Below are 23,615 nucleotides of genomic sequence, written 5' to 3' on the forward strand. Positions count from 1 at the left end.
AAGCACAGGATTAGCATGCTCGATCCCAATCTGCTGCGTAATGAGCTAGACGCAGTCGCCGTCAAACTGGCTCGCCGAGGCTTTAAACTCGATCTGGATCTGCTGCGTTCGCAGGAAGAACGCCGCAAAGTTCTGCAGGTAGAAACTGAAACGCTGCAAGCGGAACGCAACTCCCGATCGAAATCCATCGGCGCGGCCAAAGCGCGTGGGGAAGACATCGAGCCGCTGCGTCGCGAAGTGAACGAGCTGGGTGACAAGCTGGATGCCGCCAAGGCGGCGCTGGATGCGCTGCAGAGCGAGATCCGCGATTACGCCCTGACGCTGCCTAACCTGCCGGACGACGCGGTGCCGGATGGTAAAGACGACAGCGAAAACCTGGAAGTCACCCGCTGGGGCGAACCGCGCCAGTACGACTTCGCGGTGCGCGATCACGTCGATCTGGGCGAAATGGCCGGCGGGCTGGATTTTGCCGCCGCGGTTAAGCTGACCGGTTCGCGCTTCGTGGTGATGAAAGGGCAAATCGCCCGCATGCACCGCGCGCTGTCCCAGTTCATGCTGGATCTGCACACCGAGCAGCACGGCTACCTGGAGGCCTACGTGCCTTACCTGGTCAACCACGCCACGCTGTACGGTACCGGCCAGCTGCCGAAGTTCGGCGAAGATCTGTTCCACACCCGCCCGCTGGAAGAAGAAGCCGACAGCAGCAACTACGCGCTGATCCCAACGGCGGAAGTGCCGCTGACCAACCTGGTGCGCGACGAGATCGTGGAAGAGGAATCTCTGCCGCTGAAGATGACCGCACACACGCCATGCTTCCGTGCGGAAGCCGGTTCTTACGGCCGCGATACCCGTGGTTTGATCCGCATGCACCAGTTCGACAAGGTTGAAATGGTGCAGATCGTTCGTCCGGAAGATTCGATGGATGCCCTGGAAGAGCTGACCGGCCACGCGGAAAAAGTGCTGCAGCTGCTGAACCTGCCTTACCGCAAGGTGCTGCTGTGCACCGGCGACATGGGCTTCGGCGCGTGCAAGACTTACGATCTGGAAGTGTGGCTGCCGGCGCAGAACACCTACCGCGAGATCTCGTCCTGCTCCAACATGTGGGACTTCCAGGCGCGCCGCATGCAGGCTCGCTGCCGCAGCAAGGCCGACAAGAAACCGCGTCTGGTCCATACGCTGAACGGCTCCGGCCTGGCGGTTGGCCGTACCTTGGTGGCGGTGCTGGAGAACTACCAGCAGGCCGACGGCCGTATTCAGGTGCCTGAAGTGCTGCGCCCTTATATGGGTGGCCTGGAATATATCGGCTGAACAGCCAATCACTAGAAAAAAGCGCCTGCGGGCGCTTTTTTTATGTCGAGAATTCAGCCTTTCGCCAGCGTATAAGCCTGTTTAATGTAGTCTGCCAGATGCTTGCTTTTAACCTCGTCGGGCGAGTGAAGCTTGATGTGCCGCCGATACTGGCCGCTGCCCTCGAGCTGGTGATAACGATCTTCCAGGCGGTAGCCCTGGCCGAACTCTACCGTGACGTGGCTGCGGTAGGCGAAAACGCCGCAGAAAAATTGGCTATGTGAGAACATGATGCCGCCGTATTTAACCGACTCGGTGACGCCGCTGCCGCTCGCCGCGGCGACCCTGCGCACCTGTTGTATGATCTCCAGCAGCTCGCCGTGCGTGCTGCCGATGTCCGCCAGCAAGGTCTCGACCGCCGCATTATTTGCCTGACTCATCTTGCTTCTCCGTCGTCAAATCCGCTCTGCGCTGAGCATAACGCTTTTTCGGTCGTTTGGGCGGAAACAAATCGTGCGCTGGAATGATAAGAGGCGATTGACTTTTTTATCGCCAGTGGCATGATGCGCGCACTCTCATTGCGCGTTCGGTCACAATTTCACTATGTCCGCTTACTCCCGCCCAGTGCTCCTGTTGCTCTGCGGCCTGTTGTTGCTCACGGTATCCATTGCCGTTTTGAATACGTTAGTGCCTCTTTGGTTAACCCATGCTCAGCTGTCGACCTGGCAAGTGGGAATGGTCAGCTCCTCTTATTTCAGCGGCAACCTGTTGGGCACGTTGGTGGCGGGCAAACTGATCCAGCGCGTCGGCTTCACCCGCAGCTACCATCTCTCCTGTTTGTTGTTCGCTGCCGCGACCGCCGGCATGGTGCTGTCGATCGATTTCTGGAGCTGGCTGGGCTGGCGCTTCTTCGCCGGCGTCGGTTGCGCCTGGATCTGGGTGATTGTGGAAAGCGCGCTGCTGCGCAGCGGTAATCTCAGCAACCGCGGCCAACTGCTGGCGGCCTATATGATTGTCTATTACCTCGGTACGGTGACCGGCCAATTGCTGTTGAGCATGACCTCGACCGAATTGCTGCACGTGGTGCCGTGGGTGACCGCCATCGTGATCAGCGCCATGCTGCCGATGCTGTTCGCGCGGGTCAACCGCCATGAAGACGAGCCGCAGCAGGCGGCGGTGTGGTCGATGCTGAGACGCCGCAGCGCGCGCCTCGGCATCAACGGCTGCATCATCTCCGGCATCGTGCTCGGTTCGCTGTACGGCCTGATGCCGCTGTATCTCTCCCATCAGGGCATGAGCGACGCTAACGTCGGCTACTGGATGGCGTTGCTGGTCAGCTCCGGCATCGTCGGCCAATGGCCGGTCGGGCGCCTGGCCGATCGTTACGGGCGCCTGCTGGTGCTGCGCATTCAGGTGTTCGTGGTGATCCTCGCCAGCGTGGCGATGCTCGGCAACTACGCCATGGCGCCTTCACTGTTCATCCTCGGCTGCGCCGGCTTTACCCTGTATCCGGTGGCGATGTCCTGGGCCTGTGAGAAGGCAATGCCGCACGAACTGGTGGCGATGAACCAGGCGCTGTTGATGAGCTACACCATCGGCAGCCTGCTGGGCCCGTCGATGACGGCGCTGCTGATGCAGAACTACTCTGACCGCGTACTGTTCGTGATGATCGCCGCCGTGGCGCTGGTTTACCTGCTGATGCTGCTGAAGAAGCAGAAACCGGATCGCCACCATACGCCGTTCGCCGCCGCCTGAGCATAAAAAAACCGGCCATGAGCCGGTTTTTTCTTGTGGCGCGCGCCAATCAGTAGATCACTTTGTGGCCGTAGCTTTCCAGGATGCCTTTGACGCGATCCATGGTCTCGGCCTTCGGCGGATGTACGCCATCCAACTTGTACTCTTCCCCCATCGCCACCCATTTGTGCTTGCCCAGCTCGTGGTAGGGCAGCAGCTCGATTTTCTCGATGTTGGTCATGTCTTTGGTAAACTCGCCCAGCAAATGCGCCGATTTGTCGTCGTCTGACCAACCCGGTACCACCACGTAGCGGATCCAGGTGCGCTGGTTGCGTTTCGCCAGGTAGCGGGCGAATTCCAGCGTGCGGTGGTTGGAGACGCCGACCAGGTTCTGGTGGATCTCGTCGTTCATCTGTTTCAGGTCCAGCATCACCAGATCGGTGGTGTCCAGCAGCTCGTCGATCACCGGATCGTAGCGGCGCACGAAGCCGTTGGTATCCAGGCAGGTATTGATGCCTTCGGCATGGCAGGCGCGGAACCAGTCACGCACGAATTCAGCCTGCAGGATCGCTTCGCCGCCGGATGCGGTCACGCCGCCGCCAGAGGCATTCATGAAGTGGCGGTAGGCCACCGCGTCTTTCATCAGCTCTTCGACGGTCACTTCTTTGCCGCCGTGGGTATCCCAGGTGTCGCGGTTATGGCAATAGAGGCAGCGCATCAGGCAGCCCTGGAAGAAGACGATAAAGCGGATCCCTGGCCCGTCGACGGTGCCGCAGGATTCGAAGGAGTGGATGCGACCAGTTACTGACATTGCGGGGTTTTCTCCAATATTGACTGTCAAACGCAGTCTAAAAATAGGCGCGTGGCCGCCGGCCAGGTATCTGCGATGCAGTGGCGGGGTGAGCCCGCCACCGGGGGTAATGATGCCTGTCGGCCGGTCAGTTGCCGGATAACTGTTTTGCCGGCTATCCATTCAGTATAGATGTCCGGCAAAACAGACTCGTACAGAGTCAGGGGAGAGCGGTGGGAGAAAAGGGCCGGCAGAACCGGCCCTGACGTTGCTACCGGGCGGTTTCCCGCCCGGCTGGCGCATTACATCGTTTGAGTGAAGGTACGAGTAATGACGTCCTGCTGTTGCTCTTTGGTCAGCGAGTTGAAGCGCACGGCGTAACCGGAGACGCGGATGGTCAGCTGAGGGTATTTCTCAGGGTTTTCCATTGCGTCCAGCAGCATTTCACGGTTCATTACGTTGACGTTCAGGTGCTGGCCGCCTTCGATGGAGGCTTCATGGTGGAAGTAACCATCCATCAGGCCCGCCAGGTTGGCTTTACGCACGTCGTCGTCTTTACCCAGCGCGTTAGGCACGATGGAGAAGGTGTAGGAGATCCCGTCTTTCGCGTAGGCAAACGGCAGTTTGGCTACCGAGGTCAGGGAGGCTACTGCGCCTTTCTGGTCGCGGCCGTGCATCGGGTTGGCACCTGGGCCGAATGGTGCACCGGCGCGGCGGCCATCCGGGGTGTTACCGGTTTTCTTACCGTACACCACGTTGGAGGTGATGGTCAGTACGGACTGGGTCGGTACCGCGTTGCGGTAGGTGCGCAGTTTCTGAATTTTCTTCATGAAACGCTCAACCAGGTCGCAGGCGATGTCATCGACGCGGGCGTCGTTGTTACCGAACTGCGGATACTCGCCTTCCACTTTGAAGTCGATAGCCAGGCCGTCTTCGTCGCGAATGGTGGTGACTTTCGCGTACTTGATGGCGGACAGGGAGTCGGCCGCCACGGACAGACCGGCGATGCCGCAAGCCATGGTGCGATAAACGTCACGGTCATGCAGCGCCATCAGCGCAGCTTCGTAGCTGTACTTGTCGTGCATGTAGTGAATGATGTTCAGCGCGGTCACGTACTGCTTGGCCAGCCAATCCATAAAGTGGTCCATGCGCGCCATGACTTTGTCATAGTCCAGCACTTCGTCCATCATCGGCGCTTCTTTCGGGCCGACCTGCAGTTTCAGTTTTTCGTCAACGCCGCCGTTGATGGCGTACAGCATGGTTTTCGCCAGGTTGGCGCGGGCGCCGAAGAACTGCATTTGTTTGCCGACGATCATCGGGCTGACGCAGCAAGCGATGGCATAGTCATCGTTGTTGAAGTCAGGGCGCATCAGGTCGTCGTTTTCGTACTGTACGGAAGAGGTGTCGATGGACACTTTCGCCGCGAATTTCTTGAAGTTCAGCGGCAGCTTCTCAGACCACAGGATGGTCATGTTCGGTTCCGGAGACGGCCCCATGGTGTACAGGGTATTCAGGAAGCGGAAGCTGTTTTTGGTGACCAGGGTACGGCCGTCGACGCCCATACCGGCCAGGGATTCAGTCGCCCAGATTGGGTCGCCGGAGAACAGCTCATCGTACTCAGGAGTACGCAGGAAGCGCACCATACGCAGTTTCATCACCAGGTGGTCGATCAGCTCCTGCGCTTGTTCTTCGGTCAGTTTGCCCGCCTTGATGTCGCGCTCGATGAACACGTCGAGGAAGGTGGACACGCGGCCGAAGGACATGGCGGCGCCGTTCTGGGATTTCACCGCGGCCAGGTAGCCGAAGTAGGTCCACTGCACCGCTTCTTGCGCGCTGGTGGCTGGGCCGGAGATGTCGTAACCGTATTTGGCGGCCATCTCTTTGATCTGAGCCAGAGCGCGATGCTGTTCAGCGATCTCTTCACGCAGCTGGATGGTCATTTCCAGATCTTCGCCGTTTTCCAGTTTTTCCTGCAGCGATTTGAACTGGTTCAGCTTGTCGGCCATCAGGAAGTCGATACCGTACAGCGCCACGCGGCGGTAGTCGCCGATGATGCGGCCGCGGCCGTAGGCGTCCGGCAGACCGGTCAGCACGCCGGATTTACGGCAGTTCAGGATGTCTTTGGTGTAAACGTCGAATACGCCCTGGTTGTGGGTTTTGCGGTATTCGGTGAACACTTTTTTCAGCTGCGGATCCAGTTCGCGGCCGTACACTTTGCACGAACCTTCGACCATTTTGATGCCGCCGAACGGGATCAGCGCGCGTTTCAGAGGGGCGTCGGTCTGCAGACCCACGATGGTTTCCAGCTCTTTGGCGATGTAACCCGCGTCGTGAGAAACGATGGTTGAAGCAACGTTGGTGTCGAAATCAACCGGCGCATGAGTGCGGTTTTCCAGTTTGATCCCTTCCATAACCTTGTCCCACAAGGTGGTGGTGGCTTGAGTAGCGCCAGCCAGGAAGGATTCGTCACCCTCATAAGGCGTGTAGTTTTTCTGGATGAAGTCACGAACGTTGACTTCATTCTGCCAGTCACCCTTGCTGAAACCTTCCCAAGCGTTGGCTAATTTCTCGTTAAGTTCGGTCATTGTACACCTACCTTTGATTGTGGATTTCTAACTCTGCGCGCGGTTACTCACAGCTTAGTGCTGCTCGCGGCCCCCGCGCAGATAAATTACCCAGTAAGTCAACCCAACCAGCAGACCACCGCCGATGATGTTACCGAGGGTGACCGGAATCAGGTTGTCGATGATGAAGTTGCTTACTGTCAGATGAGCGAATTGCTCAGGTACCGCCCCTACGGCTTGCCAGAATTCCGGCGTGGCGAAGTGTTTGACCACGATGCCCATAGGGATCATAAACATGTTGGCGATGCTGTGCTCGAAACCGCTGGCGACAAACATCCCGACCGGCAGCACCATGGCGAGCATCTTGTCGGTCAGGGTGCGGCCGGAGTAGCTCATCCAGACCGCCAGGCAGACCATCAGGTTGGCCAGAATGCCGAGGCACACGGCTTCGATGAAGGTGTGATGCAGCTTGTGGTCTGCGGTTTGCAGGACATTCAGGCCCCACTGGCCGTTGGCGACCATATACTCGCCGGAGAACCAGATCAGCGCCACGAAGAACAGCGCGCCGACCAGGTTGCCGAGATAAACGTTCAGCCAGTTGGCGCCCAGCTGGCCCCAGCTGATGCGGCCGCTGGCCTTGGCGATGACGATAAGCACGGTAGAGGTGAACAGGTCGGCGCCCGACACCACCACCAGCATTAACCCAAGAGAGAAGCAGATGCCGCCGACCAGTTTCGCCAGCCCGAAAGGCACGCCGGCGGTGCCGGTGGTCGCCGTGATGTAGAAGACGAAGGCGATGGAAATGAAGACACCGGCGGTGATTGCCAAATAAAACGTTTTCAGCGGATGTTTGGTGGCTTTATACACGCCGGCATCCTCAGCGATTTTCGCCGTTGCCGCAGGTAAAATCAGATCGAAGGGGCTGTCAGTTTTCAAACTAACTCTCGCTCTTAAGGGTTAAAACAACGCAATGAGATACTAGCAAAGCAGTATAGGGGAAAATTTGATTTGGATCATAAGGCGGGGAAGTAGAGCGGTGAAATGACGTGTTTTTTGTGTGGTTTTTATGGTTAATTTATTGATTTTTAATAAAAAACAATTTTTTAATGTTTGCAAATTTTTTTGAATACACCGAGTGGTCGGCGCAGAGTAAAGTTAAATTTTTAGGCGTTTTGTCGCCGCGCGGCGCTGAAAGTTTAATTATCGGTTAATTATTATTTCACCGTCCGGCAACAATTGACGGTTTATTTATTTTTATGGTCGTTTAACCACCTATTTCCCGGCGAAAAAATAAAACCGAATGCGTTGAAATAAACCGCAAAATTGAAAACGCCGCAACGGAGTGCGGCGTTTGGCAACAGGGGTACTCCCAAAGTGGCAGTATCCCCTGATGATGCTTAGGCCTTGGCCCAGTGGCGGCGTTTGGCCGCCTGCAGCTTCTCGTAAGCCGCCAGCAGCGCCTGGTGAGCCGGCAGCGCCTTCAGATCGGCATCGACGGCGAACAGCCCGTTGAAGCGCTCTTCACCGCTGATGGCGGCGGAGGCGGCGTCGACCGCTTCCTGGCCGTACATCTTCACGAACGCGGTATAGTACTGCGCCGCTTCGCGTTCAGGCTCCTGCGCCAGCAGAAGCAGCGTTTGCAGGCAGCGGTAGTAGTTGCTGCGCGCCGGGCTCAGCACCGAGGCGTTGAAGTCCTGCGTCCATTCGGTCCAGATCAGCGCCTGATCCAGATCGCCGCCCGCCAGCGCCAGCATCGATTTCAGCTCGCCCACGCGCAGGGTATACCAGGCGTTGTCTTTGCCGCTGGCAATGCCCAGCAGTTCGCGTACGCGGGTGAAATCGTCCAGCCCTTCGTCGTCCAACTGCTCGATCAGCGCCAGGTATTCTTCCGGCTCCCACTCGCTGCCCGGCAGCGCCAGCAGCGTATCGCGCAGGTGCGCACCCATGCTGTTGTTAGCCAGCAGCAGGTCTTCCGCCGGGTAGATATCGGACATGCCCGGCACGATGATGCGGCAAGCGTAGACGCCCAGGTGCTCGTAGTCGGCGATATACACTTCCGCGTCTTCCTTGTCGAAGATGCTCATCAGGGTGGCGAACTCTTCCTGCGTGCTGCCGCTGAAGTTCCAGTCAACGAACGGATAGTCCGCGTCCTGCTTGAACAGATCCCAGGAGATCAGGCCGCTGGAGTCGATGAAGTGCGTTTCCAGGTTGGTGTGTTCCGCTACTTCTTCGTCATCGAAGGTCGGCGCGGTGAACACGTCGAGATCTTTCAGGCTGCGGCCCTGCAGCAGTTCGGTTACCGTGCGCTCCAGCGCCACGCCGAAGTCCGGGTGCGCGCCGAATGAAGCGAAGCAGGTGCCGTTGGTCGGGTTGAACAGCACCACGCAGATCACCGGGTAGTTGCCGCCCAGCGAGGCGTCATAGGAGAGGATCGGGAAACCTTCCTCTTCCAGCTTGGCGATAGCTTCCACCACGCCCGGGTAGCGGTTCAGCACCTCGTCCGGGATCGCCGGCAGGCTGATGGATTCGGCGATGATACGGTTTTTCACATAACGCTCGAACACTTCCGACAGGCCCTGCACGCGCGCTTCGTTGGCGGTGTTGCCGGCGGACATGCCGTTGGAAACATACAGGTTGCCGATGATATTCATCGGGATGTACACGGTTTGCTGGTCGGACTGACGGGTAAACGGCAGTGCACATACGCCGCGATCGGCGTTGCCGGACTGCAGATCGACCAGATCGCTGGCGCTCAGCTCTTGCTGCGGATCGTAGAAGGCGTGCAGACGTTCGTCGAGGATGCCGGCCGGCAGCGCGTCGTCTTCAGGGATCGGGAACCATTTCTCATTCGGATAGTGCACGAAGTCGCCTTCGGCGATCTGCTTGCCCAGATAGAAATCGGCGAAGAAGTAGTTGGTGGACAGGCGCTCGAAATATTCACCCAGCGCGGAGGCCAGCGCGGCTTTTTTGCTGGCGCCTTTGCCGTTGGTGAAGCACAGCGGGCAATCGCGATCGCGGATGTGCACCGACCACACGTGCGGCACCGGGTTCAGCCAGGAGGCTTCTTCGATGTTGAAACCGAGATCGCTCAGTTTCTGCTGGAAACGGGAGATGGAGTCTTCCAGGGCGGCGTCTTTACCGGGGATAAAAGTTTGCGTCATTGTCTTCACTTTTTGCGCGTACTAAAAACGCGCAATGATACGGGGTTTTACGCTGGAGCTCCACGTATTCCTAAAGCGGTGGCAAAGTCACAGTTTTTTTAAGGATAAAGACCATAATTCAGCAAGTTATCTGTCACGGAGAAATCTAATGAAATCAGTGAAACTCAGCGCGTTAACCCTCTTGTTGACCGGCGTCAGCGCCTCGGCACTGGCGCTGCCCAACATCACCCTGCTGGCGACCGGCGGCACTATCGCCGGCGGCGGCGATTCGGCGACGAAATCCAACTATACCGCGGGCAAACTGGGCGTCGAGGCGTTGGTGGATGCGGTGCCGGCGCTGAAAGATATCGCCAACGTGCAGGGGGAACAGGTGGTGAACATCGGCTCGCAGGACATGAACGATCAGGTCTGGCTGACGCTGGCGAAGAAAATTGACGCCGACTGCGGCAAAACCGACGGCTTCGTCATCACCCACGGCACCGATACGCTGGAAGAGACGGCCTATTTCCTCGATCTGACGGTGAAATGCGACAAGCCGGTGGTGTTGGTGGGGGCGATGCGGCCGGCGACGGCGATGAGCGCCGACGGCCCGTTCAACCTGTATAACGCGGTGGTGACGGCGGCGGATCCGCAATCGGCCAACCGCGGGGTGCTGGTGGCGATGAACGACACCGTGCTGGACGCGCGTGACGTCACCAAGACCAATACCACCGCCGTGCAGACCTTCCAGTCGCCAAACTACGGCCCGCTGGGGTATATCCACAACGGCAAGATCGATTACCAGCGCTCGCCGCAGCGTAAGCATACCCGGGAGACGCCGTTCGACGTCACCAAGCTGAACGAGCTGCCGAAGGTTGGCATCGTCTACAACTACGCCAACGCCTCCGATGCGCCGGCCAAGGCGCTGATCGCCGAAGGCTATCAGGGCATCGTCAGCGCCGGGGTCGGCAACGGCAACCTGTATAAAACCGTGTTCGACACCCTGGCGACGGCGGCGCACAACGGCGTGGCGGTGGTGCGTTCTTCGCGCGTGCCGACCGGCGCCACCACCGAGGATGCGGAAGTGGACGACGCCAAGTACGGCTTCGTGGCCGCCGGCACGCTGAATCCGCAAAAGGCGCGCATTCTGCTGCAGCTGGCGCTGACGCAAACCAAAGACGCGAAGCAGATCCAGCAGATGTTTAATCAGTACTGATCGTTTCCTCTCTTGCGGGGGCCATCCGGGCTCCCGCAGCCATCTTGGCTGAATACAGCATAAAACACCGCGTTAACCCGCTGAATTTCCCCATGTCACAGGGTTTTATCGTCCAAACAATCACGACGGCCGCAGAGCCTGTCATCACCCGGCACGGTCGTTTGTCGCCGACGGGCGAATAAGCGTTGCAGCCATGGGGCGTGAGTGATAAAACCGATGGGTTGGTTAACGCGAGCGTTAACTTCGGGCGTCTTTTCGACAGGTCGCTTTTCTGCGGCGAACAGTGAATGTGGTGAGGGGAAATGACTCAGGTTTATAATTTTAGCTCTGGCCCGGCGATGCTGCCGGTGGAAGTGTTGCGTCGTGCGGAACAGGAACTGTGCAACTGGCACGGCCTGGGAACGTCTGTGATGGAGATCAGTCACCGCAGCAAAGAATTCATCGCCGTTGCCGAGCAGGCGGAACAGGATCTGCGCGATCTGCTGAAAGTCCCCTCCAACTATAAAGTGCTGTTTTGCCACGGCGGCGCCCGCGCGCAGTTCGCCGCGCTGCCGCTGAACCTGCTGGGCGACAAGGCCACCGCCGACTATATCGACGGCGGCTATTGGGCGCACAGCGCCATCAAGGAAGCGGAAAAGTATTGCGCCCCGAACGTCATCGACGTGAAAACCCGCATCGACGGCCTGAGCGGCATCACGCCGATGAAAGAGTGGCAACTGAGCAACGACGCGGCTTACGTGCACTATTGCCCGAATGAGACCATCGACGGCGTGGCCATCGATGAAACGCCGGACTTCGGCGACAAAGTGGTGATCGGCGATTACTCCTCGACTATCCTGTCCCGCCCGCTCGACGTCAGCCGCTTCGGCGTGATTTACGCCGGCGCGCAGAAAAATATCGGCCCGGCCGGCTTGACGCTGGTGATCGTGCGCGACGATCTGCTGGGCAAGGCGCGCAAAGAAGTGCCGTCTATCCTTGACTACACCGTGCTGGCCGAGAACGGCTCGATGTTCAACACCCCGCCGACCTTCGCCTGGTACTTGTCCGGGCTGGTGTTCAAATGGCTGAAAGAGCAGGGCGGCCTGGTGGAGATGCAAAAACGCAATCAGGCCAAGGCCGAGCTGCTGTACGCGACCATCGATAAATCCGACTTTTACCGCAGCCAGGTGGCGATCGCCAACCGTTCCTGGATGAACGTGCCGTTCCAGCTGGCCGATGCGGCGCTGGACAAGGTGTTCCTCAGCGAAGCCGAGGCCATCGGCCTGCAGGCGCTGAAAGGCCACCGGGTAGTTGGCGGCATGCGCGCTTCTATTTACAATGCCATGCCGCTGGCCGGCGTCCAGGCGCTGACCGACTTCATGGCCGACTTCGAACGTCGTCACGGTTGATTCCGGCAGCCCGCCAGGCGCGGGCGGCCTCAGGCTGTTGTCCTTTTGCATTAAAGCGGCTCCGGCATTATTCCGGAGCCGTTTCGTTTATCAGAATTGGAGAGTTTTGTTCACATGGTGGATTCCCTGACGTTACAACCGGTCGCCCTGGTCAATGGCACCGTCAACTTACCCGGCTCGAAGAGCGTTTCTAACCGCGCTCTGCTGCTGGCGGCGCTGGCGGAGGGAACGACCCGGCTGACCAACCTGCTGGACAGCGACGACGTGCGTCATATGCTGAATGCGCTGCAGGCGTTGGGTGTGAACTACCGGCTTTCCACCGACCGCACCGTGTGTGAAGTGACCGGAGTGGCCGGGCCGTTGGTGGCCAACCAACCGCTGGAACTGTTCCTCGGCAATGCCGGCACCGCGATGCGCCCACTGGCGGCGGCGCTGTGCCTTGGTGAAGGCGACGTGGTGCTGACCGGGGAACCCCGCATGAAAGAACGCCCGATCGGCCATCTGGTAGACGCGTTGCGCCAGGGCGGGGCGCAGATTGATTACCTCGAACAGACCGATTACCCGCCGATTCGCCTGCGCGGCGGTTTCCAGGGCGGCGACGTCACCGTTGACGGCAGCGTCTCCAGCCAGTTCCTGACCGCGTTGCTGATGACCGCGCCCCTGGCGCCGCAGGATACGCAGATCCACATCAAGGGCGAGCTGGTTTCCAAGCCGTACATCGACATCACGCTGCATCTGATGCGCACCTTCGGCGTATCGGTGAGCCACGACAACTACCGGGTGTTCCATATCCAGGGGCGCCAGACGTATATCGCGCCGGGCGATTACCTGGTTGAGGGCGACGCTTCTTCCGCCTCTTACTTCCTGGCGGCGGCGGCGATCAAGGGCGGCACCGTGCGCGTGACCGGCATCGGCCGCAAAAGCGTGCAGGGCGACACCAAATTCGCCGACGTGCTGGAGAAAATGGGCGCGCGCATCACCTGGGGCGACGATTTCATCGAGTGCAGCCGCGGTGAACTGCGCGGCATCGACATGGACATGAACCACATTCCCGACGCGGCGATGACCATCGCCACCGCAGCGCTGTTCGCCGAGGGGCCGACCACCATCCGCAATATCTACAACTGGCGGGTGAAGGAGACCGACCGTCTGGCGGCGATGGCCACTGAGCTGCGTAAAGTGGGGGCGGAAGTGGACGAAGGCGAAGACTACATTCACGTCGTGCCGCCGGCCAAACTGCAGTTCGCCGAGATCGGCACCTACAACGATCACCGCATGGCAATGTGCTTCTCGCTGGTGGCGCTGTCGGATACGCCGGTCACCATTCTCGATCCGAAATGTACCGCGAAGACCTTCCCGGATTATTTCGAACAGCTGGCGCGCATCAGCCAGCCGGCGTAACCCGTCAAATCGTTTATTTTAAGGCCCCTTTGCGGGCCTTTATCGTTTTTAACCTTTGGCGACCGGCGTTTCTTCTATACTTTTTCGCGGTTATGCGCTTATTTTCAACAACCGGATAGTTCCAGGGTAACAGATCGCCGTAGGGCAGCGTATAATACGCCACCGTATTTGCCCCTAATTGGGCAGGTGACAGAGCTCACGGGCTTCGAGTCGAAGCACGCCGTGTCTCTGTGAGGTTTTCTACCTGAAGGAGAGAGAAATGACGGCTACAGCCCCGGTGATAACCGTTGATGGACCAAGTGGCGCGGGCAAAGGCACGCTGTGTAAAGCGTTGGCCGAGTCCCTTGGTTGGCGTTTGCTGGACTCTGGTGCGATCTATCGCGTGCTGGCGCTGGCGGCGTTGCATCATCAGGTGGATATCACTTCTGAGGAAGCGCTGGTTCCGCTGGCCGCACATCTCGATGTTCGCTTCGTTGCCCAGGACGGCAAGCTGCAGGTGATTTTGGAAGGTGAGGACGTCAGTAATGAGATCCGCACCGAAACCGTCGGCAACACCGCGTCGCAAGCGGCGGCGTTTCCGCGCGTGCGCGAGGCGTTGCTGCGCCGCCAGCGCGCATTCCGCGAGGCGCCCGGCCTGATTGCCGATGGCCGCGACATGGGCACGGTGGTGTTCCCTGACGCGCCGGTCAAGATTTTCCTCGACGCCAGCTCGGAGGAGCGCGCACACCGCCGCATGCTGCAGTTGCAGGAGAAAGGCTTTAATGTTAACTTTGAACGTCTTTTAGCCGAGATAAAGGAACGGGACGACCGTGACCGTAATCGGCCTATCGCGCCTCTGGTGCCTGCTTCTGACGCCCTCGTGCTGGATTCTACCAGCATGTCGATCGAAGAAGTGATCCGGCAGGCGTTGACGTATGCACAGAAAGTGTTGGCGTTGCCGCAGCAATAAGCGCGGCGGCGCTATTGGCTTTTTGTCATATTTGTCATAGCGGTATCGCAATATATCGGGTAAAATTTTACCCCTGTAACCTTAAACCCTGTCGGCATGGAGCCAATGGCGGGGTATGTGAAACAACCCCATTCGGCGGGACGCTAAATGGACGTTAAACTAAAGAACCCTGAAGATTAACAACATGACTGAATCTTTCGCTCAACTCTTTGAAGAATCCTTAAAAGAAATCGAAACCCGCCCGGGTTCCATCGTTCGTGGCGTCGTTGTTGCTATCGACAAAGATATCGTACTGGTTGACGCCGGTCTGAAATCTGAGTCTGCCATCCCGGCTGAGCAATTCAAAAACGCCCAGGGCGAGCTGGAAATCCAGGTTGGTGACGAAGTTGACGTTGCTCTGGATGCTGTTGAAGACGGCTTCGGTGAAACCCTGCTGTCCCGTGAGAAAGCTAAGCGTCACGAAGCTTGGATCACGCTGGAAAAAGCCTACGAAGAAGCTGAGACTGTAACCGGTGTTATCAACGGCAAAGTGAAGGGTGGCTTCACCGTCGAGCTGAACGGCATCCGCGCGTTCCTGCCAGGTTCCCTGGTTGACGTGCGTCCGGTACGTGACACTCTGCACCTGGAAGGCAAAGAGCTTGAGTTCAAAGTCATCAAGCTGGATCAGAAGCGCAACAACGTTGTCGTTTCTCGCCGTGCGGTTATCGAATCCGAGAACAGCGCTGAGCGCGATCAACTGCTGGAAAACCTGCAGGAAGGCATGGAAGTTAAAGGTATCGTTAAGAACCTCACTGACTACGGTGCATTCGTTGATCTGGGCGGCGTAGACGGCCTGCTGCACATCACTGATATGGCTTGGAAACGCGTTAAGCACCCAAGCGAAATCGTCAATGTTGGCGATGAAATCACTGTTAAAGTGCTGAAGTTCGACCGCGAGCGTACTCGTGTATCCCTGGGCCTGAAACAGCTGGGCGAAGATCCATGGGTTGCTATCGCGAAACGTTACCCAGAAGGCACCAAGCTGACTGGCCGTGTAACCAACCTGACTGATTACGGCTGCTTCGTAGAAATCGAAGAAGGCGTTGAAGGTCTGGTACACGTTTCTGAAATGGATTGGACCAACAAAAACATCCATCCGTCCAAAGTTGTTAACGTGGGCGACGTAGTGGAAGTGATGGTTCTGGACATCGATGAAGAACGTCGTCGTATCTCCCTGGGCCTGAAGCAGTGCAAATCCAACCCATGGCAGCAGTTCGCAGAAACCCACAACAAGGGCGACCGCGTTGAAGGTAAAATCAAGTCTATCACTGACTTCGGTATCTTCATCGGCCTGGACGGCGGCATCGACGGCCTGGTTCACCTGTCTGACATCTCCTGGAACGTTGCAGGCGAAGAAGCAGTACGTGAATACAAGAAAGGCGACGAAATCGCTGCGGTTGTTCTGCAAGTTGACGCAGAGCGTGAGCGTATCTCCCTGGGCGTGAAGCAACTGGCTGAAGACCCGTTCAATAACTACCTGTCTATGAACAAGAAAGGTGCTATTGTTACTGGTAAAGTCACTGCAGTTGACGCCAAAGGTGCTACAGTTGAATTGGCAGGCGGCGTAGAAGGTTACCTGCGTGCATCTGAAGCCTCTCGCGACCGCATTGAAGATGCAACTCTGGTTCTGAACGTAGGTGACGAAGTTGAAGCTAAATTCACCGGCGTTGACCGTAAGAACCGCGTTGTAAGCCTGTCCGTACGTGCTAAGGACGAAGCTGACGAGAAAGACGCCATCGCAACTGTTAACAACAAACAGGAAGAAGGCAACTTCTCTAACGCAATGGCTGAAGCTTTCAAAGCGGCTAAAGGCGAGTAATGACGGGGGGCGGTCGCTGACCGCCCCAATACGGTAGTTTAGCTGCAAAGCTTGGAGGTACTATGACCAAGTCTGAACTTATTGAAAGACTTGCTGGCCAGCAATCTCATATTCCGGCGAAGGCCGTTGAGGATGCAGTGAAAGAGATGCTTGAGCACATGGCCGCTACGCTGGCCGAGGGCGAACGCATTGAGATCCGCGGATTCGGCAGTTTTTCTCTTCACTACCGTGCCCCGCGTGTAGGCCGCAACCCGAAAACCGGTGACAAAGTTGAGCTGGACGGCAAGTACGTTCCTCACTTCAAACCAGGCAAAGAGTTGCGTGACCGCGCCAATATCTATGGCTAGTCGCTGACTGATCATAGCGTTGTTGCTTGTAAAGAATATAAAACGGTGCCTGTAAGGCGCCGTTTTTTTTCGCCTGCGATTCTCCACGATACGCTTGTGAATTGCGTACTGCGCCGCATTTGCGGTGTAGTTGCTGCATAAACCTCTCTTACCCTGGCGCGCTCGCCGCATTCTCGCTAAAGCCCGCTGGTCGCGGCATGCCGCTTGACTCATCCTGTTTGCCTGCCGTAACGCGCTTGTGCGCGTGGCGGGTCTGATGGGAGAAGAACGATCAAAATTTCGCTGGATTTGGCGATATTCGCCGTTATCTGCGGCATCCTGCCGCTGCTGATTTTACCGCAGTTGCCAGAACTATGGCTGCTGTGGCCGATGCTGTTTGTCGGCTGCTTGCTGTTGCGCGCGCGTTGGCCGTTCTGCCGCTATTTGGCCTGCCTGGGATTGGGATTCATATGGGCGGTTTTCAACGCCGGAAGCCTGCTCGGGCAAATGGAGCGCTTAACTCGCATGCCGGAAGTGACGGCGGTGGTGCAGGTGAGCAGCGTCGCGCTGGAGCCCGCCGCCAGTAAACAGACGCTGATGCGCATCGAGCGGGTCGACGGTCATTGGTTGGCGCCTGCGCTGGCGTTTACCACGACGTGGGCTCCGGAACGGCAGCGGCTGTGCGCCGGGCAGCGTTGGCAATTGAAACTGCGCCTACGGCCGGTACATGGCAAGCTCAATGAAGGCGGATTTGACAGCCAACGTTGGGCGATCGCCCAGCGCCAGCCGTTGACGGGGCGGGTCAGGCAGGCTCGTTTGCTGGAGGGCGATTGCGGGCTGCGCCAGCGCATCATCAGCCATGCGGAAACCAACATCGGTGAATTGCGTTACAAGGCGGTATTGCTGGCGCTGGCGTTTGGGGAACGAACCGCGCTGGAGCAGGCTTTGCGCACGCTGATGCTGAAAACCGGCATCGCTCACCTGATGGCCATTTCAGGGTTGCATGTGGCGATGGTCGCCATTTTGTTCTGGGCCGCGTTGCGAGCGCTGCAGTTTTTTCTGCCCGCCCATTTGGTTGGCTATCGCTTTCCATTGGTCGCAGGCTGGGTGGCGACGCTGATCTATGTTTGGTTGGTGGGCGCCCAACCGCCGGCGGTGCGTACCGCGTTGGCGATGACGCTGTGGATGCTGCTGCGCTTGCGCGGCGTTCATTGTTCTTCCTGGCAAGTGTGGCTGTGGTGTATCGGGCTGATTTTGCTGTGCGATCCGCTGGCGGTTTTGTCAGACAGTTTTTGGCTGTCGGTGCTGGCGGTGGGGTGTTTGATTTTTTGGTTTGAATGGGCACCGCTCAGCGAGCGATTTCGCTCGGCCTGGTATTGGGCGCCGGTACGCTGGCTGCATATTCAGCTGGGCATGACGTTGTTGCTGATGCCGATGCAGGTCGCGCTGTTTTTGGGTCTGACGCTGACCTCGCTGCCTGCCAATCTTTGGGCTGTGCCCATCGTCTCATTGGTGACGGTGCCGTTGATTTTGCTGGCGGTGATCGGCGGCGTCTTCCCCTCGCTAAGTTACGGGCTTTGGTGGTTGGCCGATTCCACGTTGAGCTGGGTGTTTGTGCCGCTGCATTACCTGCAACGCGGTTGGGTGGATTTGGGGGCCGCCTCGCTGCTGGCCAGCATAGCGGGATGGCTTATCGTTATCTGCTGGCGCTTTCATTGGTGGTGGCGCTATGCGCCGGGGCTGGCGGCGGTGGCGATATGCTGCGTGTTGTGGCGGGGCAAAGCACCGGACTATCGCTGGCGCGTCGATATGCTTGATGTCGGGCACGGGTTGGCGGTGGTTATCGAGCAAAACGGCAAGGGGATACTGTACGATACCGGCGATCGTTGGCCCACGGGCAGCGCCGCCGAACGGCATATCTTACCGATGTTGAACTGGCGGAATATTGAACTGGAGCAGATCATTATCAGCCATATTCACCTCGATCATATCGGCGGGCTGCCGGTGATGCGGCGGGCGTTTCCGCAGGCGACGGTGCGCAGCCCGATACGCGGGGAAGGACACTTGCCCTGCATCGCCGGGGAGCGTTGGCGCTGGCAATCGCTGCAATTCGAGGTGCTGTGGCCACCGAAAACGCGCAAAAGGCCGGTCAATGACGACTCCTGCGTGATCCGCATCGACGATGGGCAATTCAGTTTGCTGCTCACCGGCGATGCGGAAAAGAAGGCGGAGGCGCAGCTGTTACGGTTGCAGCGCGATCGCTTGGCGGCTACGGTGTTGCAGGTGGGGCATCACGGCAGCAAGACGTCCTCGACGCCGCCGTTTCTGCGCGCGGTCAATCCCAAAGTGGCGCTGGCCTCCGCATCGCGTTACAACAAATGGCGATTGCCGGCGCGGAAAGTGGTCGCCAGATACCGGGCAAATGGCATCCAATGGCGCGATACGACGCGCTCCGGTCAGTTATCGGTACTTTTTTTCGACAACGATTGGCAAATTAAAGGCTTTCGCGAACAATTAATGCCCCGTTGGTACCATCAGCGGTTTGGCGTAGAGGGTGATAATGAGTAAAATAGGCCGCTATTTCTTCCGATGCTGGTATTTGCATGATGAATGATAAAGATCTCTCGACCTGGCAGACGTTCCGTCGACTCTGGCCGATGATCACTCCTTTTAAGACCGGGCTGATTGTGGCCGCCATTGCGTTGATTATGAACGCAGCGGGGGACACGCTGATGCTGTCTCTGCTTAAACCGCTATTGGACGATGGGTTTGGAAAAACCGACAGCAGCGTGCTGGTATGGATGCCGTTGGCGGTGATTGCGCTGATGTTGATGCGTGGCGTGACCAGTTTTGTTTCAAGCTACTGCATTTCCTGGGTTTCCGGCATGGTGGTGATGCAAATGCGCCGCCGCCTGTTTGGCCACATGATGAGAATGCCGGTGGCCTTCTTCGATCAGCAGTCCACCGGGACTTTGCTGTCGCGCATTACCTATGATTCCGAACAGGTAGCTTCCTCCTCTTCCAGCGCGCTGGTGACCGTGGTGCGTGAAGGAGCCTCGATCATTGGCCTGTTCATCATGATGTTCTACTACAGCTGGCAGCTGTCGGTGATCCTGATCGTGCTGGCACCGATCGTCTCCATCGCCATTCGCCTGGTGTCCAAGCGTTTCCGCAACATCAGCAAGAACATGCAGAACACCATGGGGCAGGTGACCACCAGCGCCGAACAGATGCTGAAAGGCCATAAAGAAGTGCTGATCTTCGGCGGCCAGCAGGTGGAAACCGAGCGCTTTAACTCGGTGAGCAACCGCATGCGCCAACAGGGCATGAAACTGGTCTCCGCGTCTTCGATCTCCGATCCGATCATTCAGCTGATTGCTTCGCTGGCCCTGGCGTTCGTGCTGTTTGCCGCCAGCTTCCCAAGCGTGATGGAAACCCTGACCGCCGGCACCATTACCGTGGTGTTCTCGTCGATGATCGCGCTGATGCGTCCGCTGAAGTCGCTGACCAACGTCAATGCCCAGTTCCAGCGAGGGATGGCGGCCTGTCAGACGCTGTTCTCCATTTTGGATATGGAACAGGAAAAAGACACCGGCACCCGCGAAGTGAAGCGTGCGAAAGGCGATATCGAATTCCGCAACGTCACCTTCTACTACCCGGCCAAAGAAACGCCGGCGCTGCGTGATATCAACCTGAAAATCGCCGAGGGCAAAACCGTCGCGTTGGTGGGCCGTTCCGGTTCGGGTAAATCAACTATCGCCAACCTGCTGACGCGCTTCTACGATATTCAGGAAGGCGAAATCCTGATGGATGGCCACGATCTGCGTGAATATACCCTGGCCTCGCTGCGCAATCAGGTGGCCCTGGTTTCGCAAAACGTGCACCTGTTCAACGACACCATCGCCAACAACATCGCCTATGCGCGCGAGAGCGAATACAGCCGCGAGCAGATTGAGAAAGCGGCGGAAATGGCGTACGCGATGGACTTCATCAACAAGATGGAAAACGGTCTGGATACGGTGATCGGTGAAAACGGCGTGATGCTGTCCGGCGGCCAACGCCAGCGCATTGCAATCGCGCGTGCGTTACTGCGCGATTGCCCGATCCTGATCCTGGATGAGGCGACTTCTGCGCTGGATACCGAATCCGAGCGTGCCATTCAGGCCGCGCTGGACGAGCTGCAGAAAGACCGCACTTCGCTGGTGATCGCGCACCGTCTGTCGACCATTGAGAAGGCGGACGAGATCCTGGTGGTGGAGGACGGCCGCATCGTCGAACGCGGTGAACACGCCGAGTTGCTTGAGCGCCAAGGCGCCTATGCGCAGCTGCACCGCATGCAGTTTGGTCAATAATGATTGAGCGCATCTGGTCCGGCGGTTCGTTGCTTTATCTGGCGCTATTGCCGCTCTCGTGGCTCTATGGCTTGTTCAGTTGGCTGATCCGTCTCAGTTACCGCTGCGGCCTGCGTAAAAGTTGGCGTTCGCCGGTGCCGGTAGTGGTGGTGGGTAACCTCACCGCCGGCGGCAACGGCAAAACGCCGATGGTGATTTGGCTGGTGGAACACCTGCAACAACGGGGCTATCGCGTTGGCGTGGTGTCACGCGGCTACGGCGGCAAGTCGGCGGTTTATCCGCTGGTGCTCGGTCAGAATACGTCGACCCGCGAGGCGGGCGATGAGCCGGTGCTGATTTATCAACGTACCGGTGCGCCTGTGGCGATCGCACCCAAGCGAGCCGAGGCGGTGCAGGCCCTGCTGCTGCAACAGCCGCTGGATGTGATCATCACCGACGACGGCTTGCAGCACTACGCTTTACAGCGTGACTTCGAGCTGGTGGTCATCGACGGCGTGCGTCGTTTCGGCAACGGCTGGTGGTTGCCGGCCGGGCCGATGCGCGAGCGCGCCGCGCGGCTTGGCAGCGTCGATGCGCGCGTCGCCAATGGCGGCGTGGCGCAGGCCGGGGAAATTGCCATGCGCCTGCAGGCGCGTGACGCGGTGAACCTGCTGAGCGGTGAACGTCGCCCGGCGGCTGAGCTGCCGCGCGTGGTGGCGATGGCGGGCATCGGCCATCCGCCGCGTTTCTTCGCGACGTTGGAAAAGTTGAACGTCGAAGTCGTACAGGAAGTGGCGTTTGCCGATCATCAGGAATATCAGCAGGAACCGCTGGCGGCGCTGGTTGCAGCCGATCAAACGCTGTTGATGACGGAGAAGGACGCGGTGAAGTGTCGCGCCTTTGCCCAGCCTAATTGGTGGTATTTGCCGGTTGATGCGGTGCTACCGTCCGCTCAGGCTGAGCAATTGCTGCAGGATATCGAATCTCTGCTGACTAAGTAATCTCAGGATGCCAGCGTGGCAAGCCCCAGGGCTTGCGCGCAGGCTTCCAGCGAACGCTGCTGGGTTTGCTGATACAGCGCCAGCTCGTCGATCACCTCACTGCCCAACGCTTGTTCAAACGCTGCCCGGCTGGAAGCGGCATTGTACTGCGCGTGGCGGCTGTCACCCAGATTTGACTGGAAAATCCCCGCCGCGCTGACCGGCAGAAAATCTTCATACACCAGAGGCTGGAAGCGAACGTGTTCTTTCTCGATCAATTGTTCCAGGGTGCTGTGCTTGTCCAGCGACTCTTTGGCCGCCAGGCCGCATTCGGTCGGGAAATAGCGGAACCAGGCCAGCTGTTGCTCACGCAGCGTGGCGTAATCATCCGGAAACGCCCGGAAGTTTTCCTCCAGCAGTTGATAGTAGCGCTCGGCATTCTTCTCGCTCGGCGGCGCCTGCAACGCATCGTTGGTCGCCTGCAGCAAACGGTCGTAAAGTTCGCGTCCTTTAGGCGTTAGCGCCACGCCGCGTTGTTCGATCTCGCCGAAGCGCGCGGTATGGTGACCGGCGATGGCGTGGCCGTCGTGCTCAACGAAATCGACGCTTTCTTCCAACGCTTTGAAGCTGGTTTGGCGCAGCAGGATCGCGCGGCGGCGGCGCGGCGGGCCCTCGATGACAGCTTTGGGCGTAATACCGCGGCCGGGCATCGCTTGCTGAACGCGATCGATATCCAGCGTACGTGGTGTCAGGTGGTTGATATGCGGCCCTTTAAACGCCACCACGTCGGCGATCAGGCGATGCTGATCGTGCAACTGCCGGTATTCTTCGGCGCTGACCGTCGCCTGGTTATGCCAGCGAAAGGTTTCCAGCGCTTGTTCGACAAATTCTTGCGCCTGCACTTCATTCAGCCCGCCTTGCGCTTCCTGCAGCGCAATCAGCTCCAGCGCGCGATCGGTAAAGATACGGCGGCGCGCCAGCAAGCGCTCGGCCAGCGCACGCAGCGCGGGATCTTCTATCAGTTCCAGGCGCAGCAGGGAGGTGAACACGCGGAAAGGGCTGATCTGCAGCGCGTCTTCGTGTATGGCGCGAAAAGCGGTGGAGTGCACCGGAACGCCCGCCACCGACAGGTCATAGTAACCGACCGGCGCCATGCCCATCACCCGGAACAGGCGGCGCAGGGTGGCCAGTTCGTCCGCCGTGCCGACCCGGATCGCGCCGTGGCGCTCCATGGCCAGGCGTTCGATCTCGCCGGTGATTTGCAGTTGATGAGCCAGTGCGGCATCTTCGCGTAGAACCTGCCGGTTGGTTTCCGCCACCAGCTCCAGCAGATCGCCGTACAGCGGTACCTCTTTTTGATACATGTCCGACATAGCGTGAGAGAATCTGGCGCGGATTTCATTAGGTGAAACGAACTGCTGGGCGGTCATGCGCATAGCTCCTTGATTCAGCATAATCTGAAAAATCGTGTTTTTAGCGGCAAAAGTGCTGGCGAAAAAGCCGTCTGCCTTGTTTTCCCCTCAAGTTTAGCCATCTGATTTGGGATTTGTTATAGCGGCGTCAAGCATATTAGAGTTTTATGCGTTAGCTCTCATTTGCAGCGCTCAGACGGGCAAAGGATGCCCCGGTGAGAAGAGGAACGCGCTGGATC

General features: G+C 58.4%; 17 protein-coding genes. 11 read left to right on the forward strand and 6 right to left on the reverse strand.

Going from position 1 to position 23,615, the window contains the following annotated elements; genetic code table 11:
- Positions 1-15: 15 nt before the first annotated feature.
- Complete coding sequence (gene serS, locus ACJ8PN_RS04050; protein WP_004928296.1) at positions 16-1,308, forward strand: serine--tRNA ligase; 1,293 nt, start codon at positions 16-18, stop codon at positions 1,306-1,308.
- 53 nt (positions 1,309-1,361) lie between these two features.
- On the opposite strand, the gene ACJ8PN_RS04055 is transcribed toward serS, so the two are convergent.
- Positions 1,362-1,727, reverse strand: a complete 366-nt coding sequence (locus ACJ8PN_RS04055; RefSeq protein ID WP_049187485.1) for a DUF1801 domain-containing protein — start codon at positions 1,725-1,727, stop codon at positions 1,362-1,364.
- A 163-nt stretch (positions 1,728-1,890) separates the two neighbouring features.
- Here ACJ8PN_RS04055 and ACJ8PN_RS04060 point away from each other — a divergent pair, with 163 nt between their 5' ends.
- Complete coding sequence (locus ACJ8PN_RS04060; protein WP_085336387.1) at positions 1,891-3,042, forward strand: MFS transporter; 1,152 nt, start codon at positions 1,891-1,893, stop codon at positions 3,040-3,042.
- A 49-nt stretch (positions 3,043-3,091) separates the two neighbouring features.
- On the opposite strand, the gene pflA is transcribed toward ACJ8PN_RS04060, so the two are convergent.
- From pflA to ycaO, 4 genes are all read right to left on the reverse strand, one after another.
- Positions 3,092-3,832 (reverse strand): pyruvate formate lyase 1-activating protein, encoded by a 741-nt coding sequence (pflA, locus tag ACJ8PN_RS04065; protein ID WP_015377324.1) that lies wholly within the window; start codon positions 3,830-3,832, stop codon positions 3,092-3,094.
- A gap of 281 nt (positions 3,833-4,113) precedes the next feature.
- Positions 4,114-6,396, reverse strand: coding sequence for a formate C-acetyltransferase (gene pflB / locus ACJ8PN_RS04070; protein ID WP_033633448.1), 2,283 nt, complete (start codon positions 6,394-6,396; stop codon positions 4,114-4,116).
- Between the two features lie 54 nt (positions 6,397-6,450).
- On the reverse strand, positions 6,451-7,311 hold the full coding sequence (gene focA, locus ACJ8PN_RS04075) for a formate transporter FocA (protein WP_004928284.1): 861 nt from the start codon (positions 7,309-7,311) through the stop codon (positions 6,451-6,453).
- Between the two features lie 461 nt (positions 7,312-7,772).
- The gene (gene ycaO / locus ACJ8PN_RS04080) at positions 7,773-9,536 is read right to left on the reverse strand and encodes a 30S ribosomal protein S12 methylthiotransferase accessory factor YcaO (RefSeq protein WP_004928282.1); all 1,764 of its coding nucleotides are present in this window, start codon (positions 9,534-9,536) and stop codon (positions 7,773-7,775) included.
- 148 nt (positions 9,537-9,684) lie between these two features.
- On the opposite strand from ycaO, the gene ansB reads away from it, so the two are divergent.
- The 9 genes from ansB (at position 9,685) to lpxK (ending at position 21,985) form a co-directional block, all read left to right on the forward strand.
- Entirely contained in the window at positions 9,685-10,731 is a 1,047-nt protein-coding gene (gene ansB, locus ACJ8PN_RS04085; protein WP_411261474.1) for an L-asparaginase 2, read from the forward strand.
- Positions 10,732-11,033: 302 nt separating this feature from the next.
- Positions 11,034-12,119 carry a 3-phosphoserine/phosphohydroxythreonine transaminase gene (gene serC / locus ACJ8PN_RS04090; protein WP_004928275.1) on the forward strand — a complete coding sequence of 362 codons (1,086 nt, stop codon included), beginning with the start codon at positions 11,034-11,036 and terminating at the stop codon, positions 12,117-12,119.
- A gap of 114 nt (positions 12,120-12,233) precedes the next feature.
- Complete coding sequence (aroA, locus tag ACJ8PN_RS04095) at positions 12,234-13,520, forward strand: 3-phosphoshikimate 1-carboxyvinyltransferase (protein WP_171453703.1); 1,287 nt, start codon at positions 12,234-12,236, stop codon at positions 13,518-13,520.
- Positions 13,521-13,779: 259 nt separating this feature from the next.
- Positions 13,780-14,469: a (d)CMP kinase gene (gene cmk, locus ACJ8PN_RS04100; RefSeq protein ID WP_004928270.1), complete on the forward strand. Its 690-nt coding sequence runs from the start codon at positions 13,780-13,782 to the stop codon at positions 14,467-14,469.
- 184 nt (positions 14,470-14,653) lie between these two features.
- Entirely contained in the window at positions 14,654-16,327 is a 1,674-nt protein-coding gene (gene rpsA / locus ACJ8PN_RS04105) for a 30S ribosomal protein S1 (protein ID WP_004928267.1), read from the forward strand.
- Positions 16,328-16,389: 62 nt separating this feature from the next.
- Entirely contained in the window at positions 16,390-16,674 is a 285-nt protein-coding gene (gene ihfB / locus ACJ8PN_RS04110) for an integration host factor subunit beta (RefSeq protein ID WP_004928264.1), read from the forward strand.
- A 276-nt stretch (positions 16,675-16,950) separates the two neighbouring features.
- The gene (locus ACJ8PN_RS04115; protein ID WP_442534763.1) at positions 16,951-19,221 is read left to right on the forward strand and encodes a ComEC family protein; all 2,271 of its coding nucleotides are present in this window, start codon (positions 16,951-16,953) and stop codon (positions 19,219-19,221) included.
- Positions 19,222-19,256: 35 nt separating this feature from the next.
- Positions 19,257-21,005 carry a lipid A ABC transporter ATP-binding protein/permease MsbA gene (msbA, locus tag ACJ8PN_RS04120; protein ID WP_021504329.1) on the forward strand — a complete coding sequence of 583 codons (1,749 nt, stop codon included), beginning with the start codon at positions 19,257-19,259 and terminating at the stop codon, positions 21,003-21,005.
- Positions 21,005-21,985: a tetraacyldisaccharide 4'-kinase gene (gene lpxK, locus ACJ8PN_RS04125; protein ID WP_171453704.1), complete on the forward strand. Its 981-nt coding sequence runs from the start codon at positions 21,005-21,007 to the stop codon at positions 21,983-21,985. Before msbA ends, lpxK begins: the two co-directional genes overlap by 1 nt.
- Positions 21,986-21,987: 2 nt before the next feature.
- Here lpxK and hglS read toward each other — a convergent pair whose 3' ends face one another.
- Positions 21,988-23,394 carry a 2-oxoadipate dioxygenase/decarboxylase HglS gene (hglS, locus tag ACJ8PN_RS04130; protein ID WP_351106668.1) on the reverse strand — a complete coding sequence of 469 codons (1,407 nt, stop codon included), beginning with the start codon at positions 23,392-23,394 and terminating at the stop codon, positions 21,988-21,990.
- Between the last annotated feature and the right edge of the window lie 221 nt (positions 23,395-23,615).

Source organism: Serratia sp. CY76391 (assembly GCF_052166695.1).
Lineage (GTDB): Bacteria > Pseudomonadota > Gammaproteobacteria > Enterobacterales > Enterobacteriaceae > Serratia > Serratia nematodiphila.